Here is a 12,600-nt window from a genome sequence, read left to right as displayed (position 1 = left end):
CCTCCACAGGAGCCACAGCCGTGTCGGTTGTGGGCTTCGGTCCCGCGGGGAAGCGGCCTCAGTGGCCGGCCACGGAGTACGTGCCGCGCCCTGGCTCACGGGCTGGGTGCAGCAGCACGGGATGCTGCCCCAGCTCGCCCTACGGGCCGTGGCGGTCGAGCTCGGGGAGGCGCTGCGCGCGGTGCACCGGGCCGGGCAAGACGCTCACCTCGCCTGGGTGAACGGCACGTCGGAGACGGCTGTACGGTCCAGGAACCTGCGCAGACCGGTCCGTACGCCGTCGGTCGGCACGGTGGCGGCGAAGCAGGCGGCCTCCACAGCGAGGGCCTCGTCGATCGGGAGATTGACGCCCCGGGTGACCGCACGCAGGCAGGCTGTCACGGCCGTCGGCGCATGCCGGATGATCCGCGCAGCCAAGTCCCGTGTGGCGTCGAGGAGTTCGCCAGCCGGTACGACGGTGTTGACGAGGCCGATGCGTGCGGCTTCGGCGGCCGACACCGGGTCGCCCGTCAGGATCATCTCCAGGCCGCGCTTGCGGCCGACGTGCCGCGGCAGCCTCTGAGAGCCGCCGAAGGGGGGCGGAAAGCCGAGCGAGATCTCGGGCTTGGCGAAGGTGGCGTGCTCGGCGGCGATCGCAAGCGGGGCAGCCTCGGTGATCTCACACCCGCCGCCGTAAGCGAGGCCGTTGACGGCGACGATCACCGGCTTTGGGAACTCCTCGATCCGCCGGGTCAGCATGTGTCCTCGCCGGACGACCTCGCGCAGCGCGCGCTCGGTTCCACCGGCGATGCTCCCCGCCAGGGACGGGATGTCCGCGCCCGCACTGAACGCCCTGCGCCCGGCGCCGGTCAGGACAACCGCCCGCACGGAGTCGTCGGACTCGATGCGGTCGAGGTGCGCGAGCAGCGCGTCGATGGTCGGGTAGTCGAGGGCATTGAGCTTGCGTTCCCGGTCGATGGTGAGCGTGACGACGGGATCGCCGCTGTGGTCAATATGCACGGTCATGCCGTACTCCGTTTCGCCTGGGCATGGACGGGCCCAGGTTAGGAGCCCTAATCTAGGACGCTCCATCTATTGTCCTGGATACAGGTAGTACAGGTTGGGAGCCGGTACCCACGTGCGGCCGCCGTCCTACAAAGCCATCGTCGACGAGTTCGCCGCGGCGATCAGACGCGGCGCGATCCCGGCGGGCAGCCGCCTGCCCACCCACCGCGATCTCGCGCGCGAGCGGCGGATCGCGCTGGCCACGGCCACCCGGGTCTACGCCGAACTCGCCCGTATGGGCCTGGTCGTGGGAGAGCCGGGGCGAGGGACGTTCGTCCGGGTGCCGGCGGGCTACGACGGGATCGAACCGTCCCGCACCCTGCCCGTGCCGCGGGTGGCCGACCTGTCGTTCAACCAGCCGCTCGCCCCCGGCCAGGCCGATGTGCTGCGGCAGGCCCTGCGCGCGCTCTCGGTGGCGGGCGAACTCGACGCGCTGCTGCGCCAGGACCCGCCCGGCGGCCGTCGGCTCGACCGCGCGGTCGTGGCCACCTACCTGCTGGACCGGGGGATCGACACGGCGCCGGACAACGTGCTGCTGACGAGCGGGACCCAACAAGCGCTCGATACCGTGCTGCGCGCCCTGACCCGACCCGGCGACGTGCTGGCCGTCGACGCGCTGAGCTACCCGGGCATCAAGCTGGCGGCCTCGGCGCACGGCCTCGACCTGGCTCCGGTGCCGGTCACGGCGGCCGGCCCGGACCTCGACGCGCTCGAGCGTCTGTGCCGGTCGCGGCCCGTTCACGCGATCTACACGATGCCCACCGTGCACAACCCTCTGGGCTGGGTGCTCGACCGGGACCACCGCGACCGGCTCGTCGCCACGGCCCGCGCGCACGACTGCGTCATCGTCGAGGACGGCACATACGCATTCCTCGAAGTGACGCCGCCGCCTCCCCTGCAAGTCCTCGCACCCGAGCGGACCTGCTACGTCGCCGGCCTGTCGAAGAACGCGGCGCCCGGCCTTCGGTTCGGCTTCGCCGTACTCCCCGGCCGTCACATCGCGAGTGTCACCAGGAGCCTGCGTGTGGCAGCCTGGGGCGCTCCCGGCCTGGTCACCGCGCTCGCCACCGGCTGGCTCGCCGACGGCACGGTCACCCAGTGGGAGAATGATCGTCGCAGGGATGCCGCCGCCCGCCAGGACATCGCCCGCACCGCGCTCGCCGGGCTGGACTTCACGGCCCACCCCGTCTCCTACGTCATGTGGCTCGGCCTGGAGCCGCACCAACGTGCCGACCACGTTGCGGCCGTGCTCGCGGAGGCAGGGATCCTCGTGTCCACCGCGGACGCCTTCGCCACCGGCCCCTACCGTCCGCGAGCGCTCCGACTTGCGCTGGCCACCCCGCCACGGGACGAACTCAGGTCGGCGTTGCACCGGCTGCGGGACGCCATCGAGGCGATCCCCCCATGAACATCGGCCCCGGGGCGGACACCCTGCCGGTCAAGAACCGCCATCAGCAGCTGGGTGTCGCACTGCGGTGCGTAGACTCCCGGCGTCTTGACGAGGAAGGGGGCGGAGGGCTCTGCGAGTTCGCCAGCCATAAGCTTACTCCCGCTGCAGAAGACCGGGCCGTGCTTCCCGGTTCCCTCCGGACAGCCCGAACCGCCTCTTGGGACGACCCCGCGGCCGTCCCGACGGGGCGAGCGCCGACAGTTTCCCCCTCAGGCGCCCCAGCCTGTGAGGAGCCGGTCGGCCAGACGGTCCTCCAGGTACGAGGTCGCGGTAACGCCGAACGCGACGTGGATTTCCGGTTCGGGCTCGTCATCGAGGAGTCCGCGAATGACGTCGTCGTGCGCGACCACGGACCCGGCAAGCGGCGCGCCCGGCGCCAATGGCGCGCGTGCCGCGGTCCGCACCTCGCGGAGGTTCACCACGGTCCTTTCGCACACACAGCGACTCGCCCTGCGCGGCAGGACGGGCGATCCCGCGAGGGGCTGACATACACCCGCCACACGAGTATGTGTGGGCTCCTCCCCGCGGCCCGGACGGAGTCCCCGGCCTGGGCCGCGTTTCTGCGAATGCCTGAATGCGGGTGAGTACGGGGCTGACCTGGGATCAGCGGCTGGACGAAGCGCCGGCGGTCAGCGGTCGGACGCTGTGAGGTAGATGAATCCGCCATAGTGGGAAGGAAGAACAGGCGTCATTGCTGTAGTTGCGAGTGCTCTGTGCGCGAAACCCGGCGAAGCCGCACAGCGGCGCCCAAGAACCGCCTCCAGGAGTTTGGAGCGTGCCGACTCCGAAGGAGTAACCATGACAAACGAAGCGCGAGCGCATCACGATGGTGATCCCGAGGGCGACAGGGACCACGGCTTCGGGCGGCATGAATCCACAGATGCGCGGGCCGACCGCCAGTGGAGCGAGATGTTGCAGGAAGTGCGGGTCGCACAGACCGGGGCGCAGATCTTGTTCGGATTCCTTCTCAGTGTCGTCTTCACGCCTCGTTTTGCGCAGCTGGGCTCGTTCGACAGGAGTCTCTATGTAGTCACGGTGGTACTCGGCGCGTTGGCAACCGGGGCGCTGGTCGCGCCGGTCTCCTTCCACCGCACACTTGCCGGCCACCGGCGAAAGCCCCAGCTGGTCCGCGTGACAGGGCGGTTGATCGCCACCGGGCTCGGCCTGCTGGCCGGTGCCATTGTCTGCGCCGTGCTTCTTCTGCTCCGGGTCGCGCTGGGAACCGGTTTCGCGTGGGTCATCGCCGTGGGGGTATTGAGCTGGTTCGCGTGCTGCTGGCTTGCCCTGCCGTTCGTTCTCAGGCGCCACCTTGAACGCGTGCAGTGATGGACCCCCTCCCCGGAGCACCCGCAGAGGGGCATGTACCGGCGTCGACATGGCCACCTTACAAGCCGGAATTCCTCACCCACCACTACGCGGGACGGCTGCGTCCGGCCGCGCACTATTCGATGGGCCGGCTGCCATTGTGGGCGCGCCTTTCGCGTGTCGCGCCACGCATGGTCAATGCCGTACTGCATGCGCCCGGGCTGGCCGGGCTCGGCAAGCGCCTCGCCGGTGTGGCAGTGGAACGTGATACTCCGGTCTTCGCCGATGAGTCCTTCGTCCAGTGGTGGGCGCAGCGAGATGTCCCGGAGCCGGATCCGGCCGATGGGCGCACGGTCGTCATGTGGCCCGACACCTTCAGCAACTACTTCCACCCGAACGTCGCCAAGTCGGCCGTACGCGTACTGGAGGGTGCCGGGTTCCGGGTGGTGGTGCCGGCCCAGACCGTCTGCTGCGATCTGACCTGGATTTCCACTGGCCAACTGGCGACCGCGAAACGAGTCCTCAGCCGCACCGTGGACGTGCTCCGGCCGTGGCTCGAGGCGGGTACTCCCGTGGTCCGCCTGGAGCCCTCCTGCGCCGTCTTTCGCGCCGATGCCCCCGAAGGGTGGCAGCCACCGCGCCTCACCCGTGCCGCCACAGTGCAGACGCACTGCCACCAGCACGCGGTAAGGAAGTTTGACGCCGACCGGGAGTTGATGCACCGCGCCGGCATGGACACCGATGTCCTGGACGAGGTCTGCTGCGGTCTCGCCGGAAATTTCGGGTTCGAACGTGGCCACCACGAGGTGTCGATGCAGGTGGGCGAGCTGGGCGTGCTGCCCGCCGTGCGAGATGCCGCTCCCGGACGAGGGCCTCGAGCCGTGGGGCGGGCCGGATTCGTCTGCTTCGCCGGCGCAGCCGGCCCGCACACCGTCAGGTCCGGATCCGCCCGTAGGCCGGGGCGTCCGGCACGGCCGGGTGTGGCCCGGCCGGGTCGCGCCGACGGTCGCGGCGGTTGCCTGCACCGCCGGGACTGCGGGCCCCCTCGTCCGTCGTCGCCTTCGTCACAAAACACCCGTTGCCTCGGCGGATCCGCCGTCCGACACATCCGGAGCCCTTGGACGAAACACTCGGTCAAGAACCATTCGGCGCGCCGTGCCGCGTGACCGAGCCGGCGCGGCTGAAGCTACGCCGTCGACCCCTGCGAGATTCGCACCATGTTGCCCGAGGGATCGCGGAACGCACAGTCACGCGGGCCCCAGGGCTGGTCCACGGGCTCCTGCAGCACCTCGGCGCCGGATGCCCGCACCTTCTCGAAGGCCGCGTCGAGATCGTCGGTGCGGAAGACGATGTTCGGCAGGACACCCTTGGTGAGCAGTTCCTGCAGCGCGTCGCCATCGGCCTGGGATCGGCCGGCGTGCGGTTCCGAGAGCACGATCTCGAGGTCCGGCTGGGCCGCGCTGCCGAGGGTGACCCAGCGGAATCCGCCCGAGGCGACGTCGTTGCGCACCTCGAGGCCGAGCGCGTCACGGTAGAAGGCGAGCGACTCGTCCGGGTCGTTGACGGTGATGTGACAGTACTGGAGTGCGATGTTCATGCGCCCAACGCTAGGTGGCGATATCGCGGGCCGCTTCTCGAATCCTGCTCGATGCGTCTCTGGTCGGCCGGGTGCGTACCTTCGCCACGCACGCGGGCATCGCAGTCACGGCGCGGTGTTCCCCGATGCGGTACGCGCTCGGCGACTCCCCCAGAAGCTCGGTGAATCGCGAGCTGAACGAGCCGAGCGAGGTACAGCCGACCGCCATGCACGCTTCGGTCACGCTCATTCCCGCGCGCAGCAGCGCCATCGCCCGCTCGATGCGGCGGGTCATGAGGTAGTTGTACGGAGTCTCCCCGTAGGCGGCCCGGAACTGTCGCGAGAAGTGCGCCGGCGACATGAGGGCGTGGCGAGCCATCGTAGGCACGTCGAGCGGGCGCGAGTACTCGCGGTCGATCAGATCCCGGGCCCGGCGCAGATGCGCGAGGTTGGCGAGGTCTTGCGGGGTCATGCCACGAAAGTAAACCCGCTCCGTGAGCAACCCGCCGACCTGCACCGACAGGCTGAGCACCGGCTGCGGGCACTGGCCGATCACGAGGGCCTTGCTGTGAACCGCGGAACGGATGGTCGCCCGGTGGCGCCTACCGACCGTTGCCCACGCCGGGCACGATGCCCCGTCCGTGTCGACGGACAGAGCCGTCCGGAGCCGACGCCGCAGTGCTGACCGACCCACCGGCCGTCCAGGCAGTGGTGGACGTGCGTTCGTACACTTCAGGCGTACGAACGTACACTACACTGTGTACGATCGTACCTATGAAGGACTACTTCTACGGGGACCCCCGTACCAACCGCGAGCGCATGCTCGCCGGAGACCTCTACATCGACGACGACCCGGAGAACACTCGCGCACAGCAGCGCGCGCTGCGCCTGGCAACCGAGTATCAGGCCGCGTATCTGCAAGACCCGGATGACGCACAACCGTTGCTCGGGGAACTCATCGGCAGTCTCGGTGCGGGTGTGCGTGTCAGGCCTCCCCTGTTCGTCGACTACGGCAGCCACATCAGCGTCGGCGAGGGAACCTTCATCAATTACAACCTCACCGCACTCGACGTCGCTCCGATCAGGATCGGCAAGGACTGCCAGATCGGTCCGAACGTGCAACTGCTGACCCCTACCCATCCCCTCGAGCCGCAGCCACGGCGTGACAAGCTGGAGGCCGCCCAGCCGATCACCATCGGCGACAGTGTCTGGCTCGGCGGCGGCGTGATCGTCCTGCCCGGAGTCACCATCGGGGACAACAGTGTCATCGGTGCCGGGGCCGTCGTTACCAAGGACATCCCGCCGAACGTCGTTGCCGTGGGCAACCCGGCGCGAGTGGTCCGCTCGATCTAGGAGGACAAGGGTGGCCACCGGACGTATCGATCCCGAGCGGCGCGAGCGCATCATCGACGCGGCGCTCGACCTCATCGCCGACGAAGGCGTCGCCGGCGTCTCCCACCGCAAGGTCGCTGCCCGGGCCGGCGTCCCGCTCGGCTCGATGACGTATCACTTCCAGAACATGGACGAGCTGCTGCGTGAGGCGTTCACCCGCTTCGCCGCGACCATCACCGATGTCTTCGAGGAGTGTCTGGGGACCGCCGTCAACCCCGACGAGGCACGCGAAGCGGTCGTCGAACTCGTCCACCATCTTTCCGGCGGCGACCGGCGTCAGCTGGTCCTCACCCATGAGCTGTACACGCTGGCTGCCCGGCAGCCCGCCTACCGTGAGCTCACCAGGGAGTGGATGCGCCGGAGCCGCCAGATTCTCGAGCAGCATTTCACCCCCGCCACCTCCCGCCAGCTCGACGCCCTCATCGAGGGCCTCTCGATCCACCGCGCTCTGGACACCGAGCCGCACGACCGTGCCCTCACCGTCGAGGCCATCGCCCGGATCACTGCCGCGGAACCCACAGCGGTACGAGGATCGGCCGACCGCCCCGACGGCGGCTGACCCACATGAGACCGCCCGGCCGGCACTCACCTGACATGGCGCCGGCCGGGCACCCCTCGCCCCGTACGACGATGGCGTATCCCTCCCGCGCAGTGACGCGTCCCCTCGTCACTGCCTGGAGAACCGCCGACCAGCGCGTGAAGGGGAACCGTGACCACCCCTGCCCCCAAGCGGACTCGGGCACCCGGTCCCGGCAGCCCACGCTCGGGCAGTTCGGCACCCACGGGGTCGGCGAGAAGCACCTCGGTGTCCGGGAGGTCCATCCGATCGATCCGGCCTCCGTACGGGTGCGGTCCGAACACGTCGGCGGCGCCTTCGGACCCAACGGCCTGAGCCCGCACCAGGTGGCCGCCGTGATGGCCACGACCGTCCTGCACCGTCCGGTCCAGGTCGTATTGACTCGACGCCAGATGTTCTCCCTCGTTAGATTCCGCAGCCCCACTGCGCAGCGGATCAGGCTCGGTGCCGACGCCGACGGCCGGCTGGATCCCGGCGCTGGTCCCGTGCCCGGGCTGCTGTTCAGCAGCCGAAACGTGCTCGCCTGTTTCGAGGAGGGCGCCCGCAGGTTCGGCTGGGCACACCGGGACCCGCGACCCGGCCTGCGCCGTGAGGGGCGCCGGCTGCTCGGGACCGGAACGGCGGCGGCCACCCACCCCTCGGGTTTCCATCTCCGGTGGTTGCGTGGAAGTCGGTGTGTGCGACCTGTGGGTGTCCGGGCACTCCGGGACGGCCGGCCGCCCGGACGCGTCACGTAGTCCGATCTGGCAGCAGGCGTGCCGGCACGCTCGCCTGTCCGCAGTAACCCGGCGCGCGCGACGAACCTCCCGCCGCAAAGCTGTGGGCATACGCGCTCCGGCCGTCCTGCCGGCGAAAGACGAAGAAGGTTTTCCCTGTGCGTTTGTTCCGAACATCGCTGTGGGTCACGGCCCCCATGGCGGTGTCTCTCCTCGCGGCGCCGCCCGGCTTGACGAAGGCAGGTGCTGTCGGCGAGACGACGCCGCGAAGGCCGCCATCTGTGTGGTCGGCCGGATCAGTTCCCAGGCCGACTGCCGATTCCACACGTCCGTTCGCGGCCCTGGGAGCCACCTCGGTGGCGTTTCCCCGTGGAGCACCGCGGCCGTCCATCGTGCCGCGTACGCAGTGGCGAGCCGACGAAACCAGGCGTGACGCCCATGCCCACTACGCGGAAAGGGTGACGGCGGTCTTCATTCATCACACCGATACCCCCAACGGCTACGACTGTGCCAACGTCCCGCGTACCTTGCGCAACCTGTATACGGGCCAGACTCGTGACCGCAGTTGGGGAGACTTCGGCTACAACTTCCTCGTCGACACCTGCGGCAATATCTACGAGGGCCGAGCCGGCGGTGCCGACCGCCCCGTCATCGGTTCCCACACCCTCGGCTTCAACCACGGCACCACAGGGATCGCGGCGATCGGCACCTTCGGACGGGGCACCCCCGTACCACCGGCCATGGAACACGCGATCGCGGCCCTCGCCGCGTGGAAACTCGGCCTGAGCGGAATCGACCCGACCAGCAAGGTGCGACTCACATCGACGAACGACAAGAGCCGCTACCCCAAAGGCACTTCGACCCAATTCGATGCCATTTCCGGTCACCGCGACGGATATGCCACCAGCTGCCCCGGGGAAGCACTCCTCGCACGGCTACCCGCGATCCGGAACCTCGCTGCCAGTCTCCAGAACCGATCCCCACAAGCACCCATCGGTACTCTCCTTCCCGCCGGCCTCCAAAACCTCGGCGACACCAGGGGACTTCCCGGCAGTCATTCCGTCCGTCGGCCGTCACTGAATTCCGGGCTTCCCAGAGGCTGAGCCAGAACCCCCTTCCGTGATCAGTATCAGTGAGTTCTGCTATCACCCCGGCGCAAGGCAGGTCCGGAGCCGAGCTCCACGAGCAGTGTGGCCCGGCTTCGGTCGGAAGAGTGACTATCTGACTGAATGGCAGCTTCGACACGGGCAAGACCACTACCGCGGCAGAACTGACCTCTCGCATCCGACTCCAGACACTTCCGAGAAGGTCGGCGAATTGCTGTGGCGCGTGCCGGCGGTGCCCGAGGAGCAGGGTCCGAAACAGCGGATCCCCGGCGTCGGCAAGTCGAACGCCATGCTGTCGGAATGCCCAGAGGAAACACAGCGGCCAGACCTTCGGCGCGTCATGGAACAGCCGGACCACCCTCCCGGGGAAACTTTCATCATGACCAACACAACGAAGGCAATCCTTGAGGGCGGCCCAGACGATCTCCCCGAGCGGATCGTCTCCGTCGACACACCCGGAGTCGACCTCAAGATCCCGTTCCGTGGCGGGTACGAGCACTTCAAGAGCACCACACGCCGCCAGGAAACACCGGACGGCCCATTGCCTGTTTACGAATGGTGGGAGCGCACGGAAATCCCGGGTTGAACACCGGTTGAGGTACGAATCCGGACGCGCGGTCCCGGGCAAGGAAATGCCCCATCTGTCGCCCGATCAGGTGTAATGTGACGAGAAGGCCCGGCCCCGGATCGGCCGTCGTTCTTCAGGGGTTTCGGACCTGGGCCTGATATCCTACTGGCGGATCGCAGGCGCCGGGTCGCCGACAGCAGAACACCACGGGTGCTCTGCACCGGCACGACCATCGGGCAATACCGATCCCCGGCGCCAGAGCCAGTGCATGTCGTGGAACAGAGTGGTATGGGGACCTTGCAGCCGCGAGGACCGTGTGAGGCCACCTCGCATTCCGGCGGCACGAAGCGCCTGAATTCCGCAGGTGTTGTCTTCAACCACGGGGTGCTCCCCCGGGTCCACCTCATGGAGCGGCCAGCGTGAAAGACGCGGAACCCCGGCCCGATTCCGGCGGGCCGGGGTTCTACGTCAACCGAGTGACTCGGTCACTAGTCTCGGTCACCGCGGTCGCGGTCCTTGCCGAAGTGGCGCTCGATCACACGGAAGCTGCCCACCACTCCGTTCTTGACCTTCACGCCGCCCTTGACGCGCCCCGGGAACACCCCGTCGCTGGAGCTGTGCGGTCCGACGGTGGCAATGGGGGCGCCGTTGTCGCAGGTGGCCCCACGGAAGACCTCGACGGCCCGGCGGCTGTCGTTGCGGATGTTGAGGCTCTTGGCACCGAGGCCGCTGACGACGGTGATGCAGCCGCCCGGCTCGGCGGAGTACGTCCGCTCGTTGACGTGAATGCGGCCCTCTTCGTGGCGGCGGCCCTCTTCGCGGCCACGACCTTCCTCGTGGCCACGACCCTCCTCCTCGTAGCCCTTGCCTTCATTGCCCTTGCCCTCGTTGCCCTTACCGGCGTCGCCGCCGTCGAGGGCCGTGACGGGGGCGGGGGCCTGCTGGACAGCGGGGGCGGGGGCCTGCTGGACGATAGGGGCGGCCTGGGCCGGCTCGGAGGTGGCGGCCGACGCGTAGGTGATGCCGGTGGCGGCCAGGGCCGCAGCGGCCGCGACAGCGGCGGTAACAACGGTGGAACGGGTAGCCATGTCACTTCTCCTGTCTCAGAGGGGGCGGCCGAGCAGCCGACCCGTGATTGAACGTACTGACGGTCCCCATACCTGTCATATCGGGCGTATTGAGTGCCGGTTCCGGAGCGCCGATCGAGGTACACAATGTACGCCATATGCTATTTTCATATTATCGGAGGAAAAGTGAACTAGTCCTGAATTCAGGGGACTTGAGATATCGTTAGCCTGTCCAGGCGACTTGCTGGAGCCCGCTCACTCTGATGACGGCGTGTCATTCATTGACACGACCCACGCAGCAGTCCCACGCCACCACCCCGAACACCCGTCTGCCACACCCTCGCCCCCGTTCTGGCTGCTCAGACGGGCTGTGCCCGTCACCGCAGAACCCGAGCAATCGCCTCGATCGGGTCGTGGCTGCGCAGAACGGCAGGCAGGCCAGAAGGATCGCCACATTTCACCAAGCGTTGCAGTACCAAATACGCGTGCGGGCCGGTACGTGCCGACGGGTCCGTGCCCGTGGCCACGGGCCGGGGCTGAGCTCGACGCAGAAATGCCCGGCGTCCGGATAGCGGCGCAGGTACGGGCCTGGTCAACCCGGGCGACCGCCCGGCCGACGGGTCGAGAACAGCCGGGTCGGAGTGGCCCTCACCCGCACCGCCGCTCACAGGCGGTGGCTGACCGCCCGTAAGTACCACCTGCTGAGCGCGCCTGATGCAACGATTCCGAGCGCCGTCATGCGGCCCGGCTGCCCGGCCGCTCGGGCCCCACCGACCGCACCCGCTCCGCCAGGAGCACCACGGCGGACTGGAGGACTCCCACCCGGACCGGAACGCTCCGCATCGCCACCAGTACGGCCGCCGCCTGTTCAACCGGGGTCGCGGTGGCTGCCTGCGGGATGAGCGTGACGATTCCGCGCCCGAGTGCATGGTCGCGAGGCGGCTGAGCCGCAACTGTGGTCACCCGCGAAGTCTGCCGCACCGGACACCGGGAACCACTCAGCAACCTGACTGCGGCTCGTCGGGCCCTTCCTGGACGTGCGCGTGGACACCTCAACAGCACTGCCGGCTACGTCTGTTCGGAGCGGGACAGGGGAGCGAGCAGCTTCTTCTGCACGGCGAGGGCCTCGACCTGTAGCTCCGACAGCTTCGCGCGGCCTACCGGGGTGGGCGTGACGGCGCGTGCAGCTATCCGCGAGCCCAGTCGCGCATGGCGGTCCGCGAGGAGAAGGCGGCGACGTCTTTGTCGAGCGGCCGGTCGGTGTACTGATGAATGCGCCAGGACGCCTGGATCCGGGGCTTACCCGCGGTCACGTAGTCGGCTATCCACAGGCCGTCCCCCGCATACGACGTGGTGTCGTGATGCAGCCAGAAATAGCGGTTGCAGTACAGCAGAACCTTGTGATGGGGCCTCAGGCGCTTGAGCTCACGGATGAAGCGGTCCTTTTCGGCGTTGCTCGCTCGCGTGCCTTCGCCGTTCTCCTCCCAGTCCACGGCGAGCAGATCGCCCGCCTTCTCCGGCGCCTTGCTCACGAAGTACTCCGCCTGGGCCGTGATGTCGCCCGGCCAGAGAAAGTGGTAGAAGCCGACCACGCATGCCGCGTCCCTGGCACGTTTGACCTGCGAGGTCAGATACGGATTGACGTATGAACGACCTTCGGTGGCCTTGATGAGGACGAAGTCCAGTCCGTCCGTATCGAAGGACGACTGATACGCACTGACGTCGATGCCGTGCAGCATGAACACCGCCTCCAAGTGAGCTGGGTGATTCCGGTTCTCTCACTGTTCGTGCCCGCAGTC

Annotated in this window: 13 protein-coding genes and 2 pseudogenes; 8 read left to right on the top strand and 7 right to left on the bottom strand. The window is 68.4% G+C overall.

Annotated elements, in window-relative coordinates; translation table 11 throughout:
- Nucleotides 1-204 precede the first annotated feature (204 nt).
- Nucleotides 205-1,005: an enoyl-CoA hydratase-related protein gene (locus tag ACZ7L9_RS31120; RefSeq protein WP_471420428.1), complete on the bottom strand. Its 801-nt coding sequence runs from the start codon at nucleotides 1,003-1,005 to the stop codon at nucleotides 205-207.
- A gap of 112 nt (nucleotides 1,006-1,117) precedes the next feature.
- Between ACZ7L9_RS31120 and ACZ7L9_RS31115 the strand changes: the two genes are divergently transcribed.
- Nucleotides 1,118-2,452 carry an aminotransferase-like domain-containing protein gene (locus tag ACZ7L9_RS31115; protein ID WP_471420426.1) on the top strand — a complete coding sequence of 445 codons (1,335 nt, stop codon included), beginning with the start codon at nucleotides 1,118-1,120 and terminating at the stop codon, nucleotides 2,450-2,452.
- A gap of 251 nt (nucleotides 2,453-2,703) precedes the next feature.
- On the opposite strand, the gene ACZ7L9_RS31110 is transcribed toward ACZ7L9_RS31115, so the two are convergent.
- Nucleotides 2,704-2,913 carry a hypothetical protein gene (locus ACZ7L9_RS31110; RefSeq protein ID WP_471420424.1) on the bottom strand — a complete coding sequence of 70 codons (210 nt, stop codon included), beginning with the start codon at nucleotides 2,911-2,913 and terminating at the stop codon, nucleotides 2,704-2,706.
- Between the two features lie 379 nt (nucleotides 2,914-3,292).
- Here ACZ7L9_RS31110 and ACZ7L9_RS31105 point away from each other — a divergent pair, with 379 nt between their 5' ends.
- A complete protein-coding gene (locus tag ACZ7L9_RS31105; protein WP_471420422.1) occupies nucleotides 3,293-3,820 on the top strand; it encodes a DUF6328 family protein in 528 nt (175 codons plus the stop codon).
- A 40-nt stretch (nucleotides 3,821-3,860) separates the two neighbouring features.
- Nucleotides 3,861-4,665 (top strand): annotated as a pseudogene (locus ACZ7L9_RS31100) ((Fe-S)-binding protein); the annotation flags it as partial.
- Between the two features lie 320 nt (nucleotides 4,666-4,985).
- On the opposite strand, the gene ACZ7L9_RS31095 reads toward ACZ7L9_RS31100, so the two are convergent.
- Together ACZ7L9_RS31095 and ACZ7L9_RS31090 are read right to left on the bottom strand one after the other, a co-directional pair.
- Entirely contained in the window at nucleotides 4,986-5,396 is a 411-nt protein-coding gene (locus tag ACZ7L9_RS31095) for a VOC family protein (protein WP_471420420.1), read from the bottom strand.
- A 10-nt stretch (nucleotides 5,397-5,406) separates the two neighbouring features.
- Nucleotides 5,407-5,847, bottom strand: coding sequence for a helix-turn-helix transcriptional regulator (locus ACZ7L9_RS31090; RefSeq protein ID WP_471420419.1), 441 nt, complete (start codon nucleotides 5,845-5,847; stop codon nucleotides 5,407-5,409).
- Between the two features lie 302 nt (nucleotides 5,848-6,149).
- On the opposite strand from ACZ7L9_RS31090, the gene ACZ7L9_RS31085 reads away from it, so the two are divergent.
- The 5 genes and pseudogenes from ACZ7L9_RS31085 to ACZ7L9_RS31065 all read left to right on the top strand — a co-directional run bounded on the left by ACZ7L9_RS31085 (nucleotide 6,150) and on the right by ACZ7L9_RS31065 (nucleotide 9,752).
- Complete coding sequence (locus ACZ7L9_RS31085) at nucleotides 6,150-6,728, top strand: sugar O-acetyltransferase (protein ID WP_471420418.1); 579 nt, start codon at nucleotides 6,150-6,152, stop codon at nucleotides 6,726-6,728.
- A 10-nt stretch (nucleotides 6,729-6,738) separates the two neighbouring features.
- On the top strand, nucleotides 6,739-7,326 hold the full coding sequence (locus ACZ7L9_RS31080; protein WP_471420417.1) for a TetR/AcrR family transcriptional regulator: 588 nt from the start codon (nucleotides 6,739-6,741) through the stop codon (nucleotides 7,324-7,326).
- Nucleotides 7,327-7,592: 266 nt separating this feature from the next.
- Nucleotides 7,593-7,988: pseudogene (locus ACZ7L9_RS31075) on the top strand (molybdopterin cofactor-binding domain-containing protein); the annotation flags it as partial.
- 428 nt (nucleotides 7,989-8,416) lie between these two features.
- Entirely contained in the window at nucleotides 8,417-9,163 is a 747-nt protein-coding gene (locus ACZ7L9_RS31070) for a peptidoglycan recognition protein family protein (protein ID WP_471420416.1), read from the top strand.
- Between the two features lie 382 nt (nucleotides 9,164-9,545).
- Complete coding sequence (locus tag ACZ7L9_RS31065) at nucleotides 9,546-9,752, top strand: DUF5988 family protein (protein ID WP_471420460.1); 207 nt, start codon at nucleotides 9,546-9,548, stop codon at nucleotides 9,750-9,752.
- A gap of 470 nt (nucleotides 9,753-10,222) precedes the next feature.
- Here ACZ7L9_RS31065 and ACZ7L9_RS31060 read toward each other — a convergent pair whose 3' ends face one another.
- The 3 genes from ACZ7L9_RS31060 to ACZ7L9_RS31050 form a co-directional block, all read right to left on the bottom strand.
- Complete coding sequence (locus ACZ7L9_RS31060) at nucleotides 10,223-10,822, bottom strand: hypothetical protein (RefSeq protein ID WP_471420415.1); 600 nt, start codon at nucleotides 10,820-10,822, stop codon at nucleotides 10,223-10,225.
- Between the two features lie 714 nt (nucleotides 10,823-11,536).
- Nucleotides 11,537-11,764 carry a hypothetical protein gene (locus tag ACZ7L9_RS31055; RefSeq protein WP_471420413.1) on the bottom strand — a complete coding sequence of 76 codons (228 nt, stop codon included), beginning with the start codon at nucleotides 11,762-11,764 and terminating at the stop codon, nucleotides 11,537-11,539.
- Nucleotides 11,765-11,988: 224 nt separating this feature from the next.
- Nucleotides 11,989-12,540, bottom strand: a complete 552-nt coding sequence (locus tag ACZ7L9_RS31050) for a glycoside hydrolase family 25 protein (RefSeq protein WP_471420411.1) — start codon at nucleotides 12,538-12,540, stop codon at nucleotides 11,989-11,991.
- Nucleotides 12,541-12,600: the final 60 nt, after the last annotated feature.

The sequence above is a fragment of the Streptomyces sp. NPDC111516 genome (genome assembly GCF_055635345.1).
The sequence above is the reverse complement of the archived record's forward strand: the minus strand, read 5'-3'. Positions and strand labels throughout refer to the sequence as shown.

Coding starts and splice junctions, on each gene's coding strand:
- ACZ7L9_RS31120 (WP_471420428.1), bottom strand. CDS start 1,005: ATGACCGTGCATATTGACCACAGCGGCGATCCCGTCGTCACGCTCACC.
- ACZ7L9_RS31105 (WP_471420422.1), top strand. CDS start 3,293: ATGACAAACGAAGCGCGAGCGCATCACGATGGTGATCCCGAGGGCGAC.
- ACZ7L9_RS31095 (WP_471420420.1), bottom strand. CDS start 5,396: ATGAACATCGCACTCCAGTACTGTCACATCACCGTCAACGACCCGGAC.
- ACZ7L9_RS31090 (WP_471420419.1), bottom strand. CDS start 5,847: ATGACCCCGCAAGACCTCGCCAACCTCGCGCATCTGCGCCGGGCCCGG.
- ACZ7L9_RS31085 (WP_471420418.1), top strand. CDS start 6,150: ATGAAGGACTACTTCTACGGGGACCCCCGTACCAACCGCGAGCGCATG.
- ACZ7L9_RS31065 (WP_471420460.1), top strand. CDS start 9,546: ATGACCAACACAACGAAGGCAATCCTTGAGGGCGGCCCAGACGATCTC.
- ACZ7L9_RS31060 (WP_471420415.1), bottom strand. CDS start 10,822: ATGGCTACCCGTTCCACCGTTGTTACCGCCGCTGTCGCGGCCGCTGCG.
- ACZ7L9_RS31050 (WP_471420411.1), bottom strand. CDS start 12,540: ATGCTGCACGGCATCGACGTCAGTGCGTATCAGTCGTCCTTCGATACG.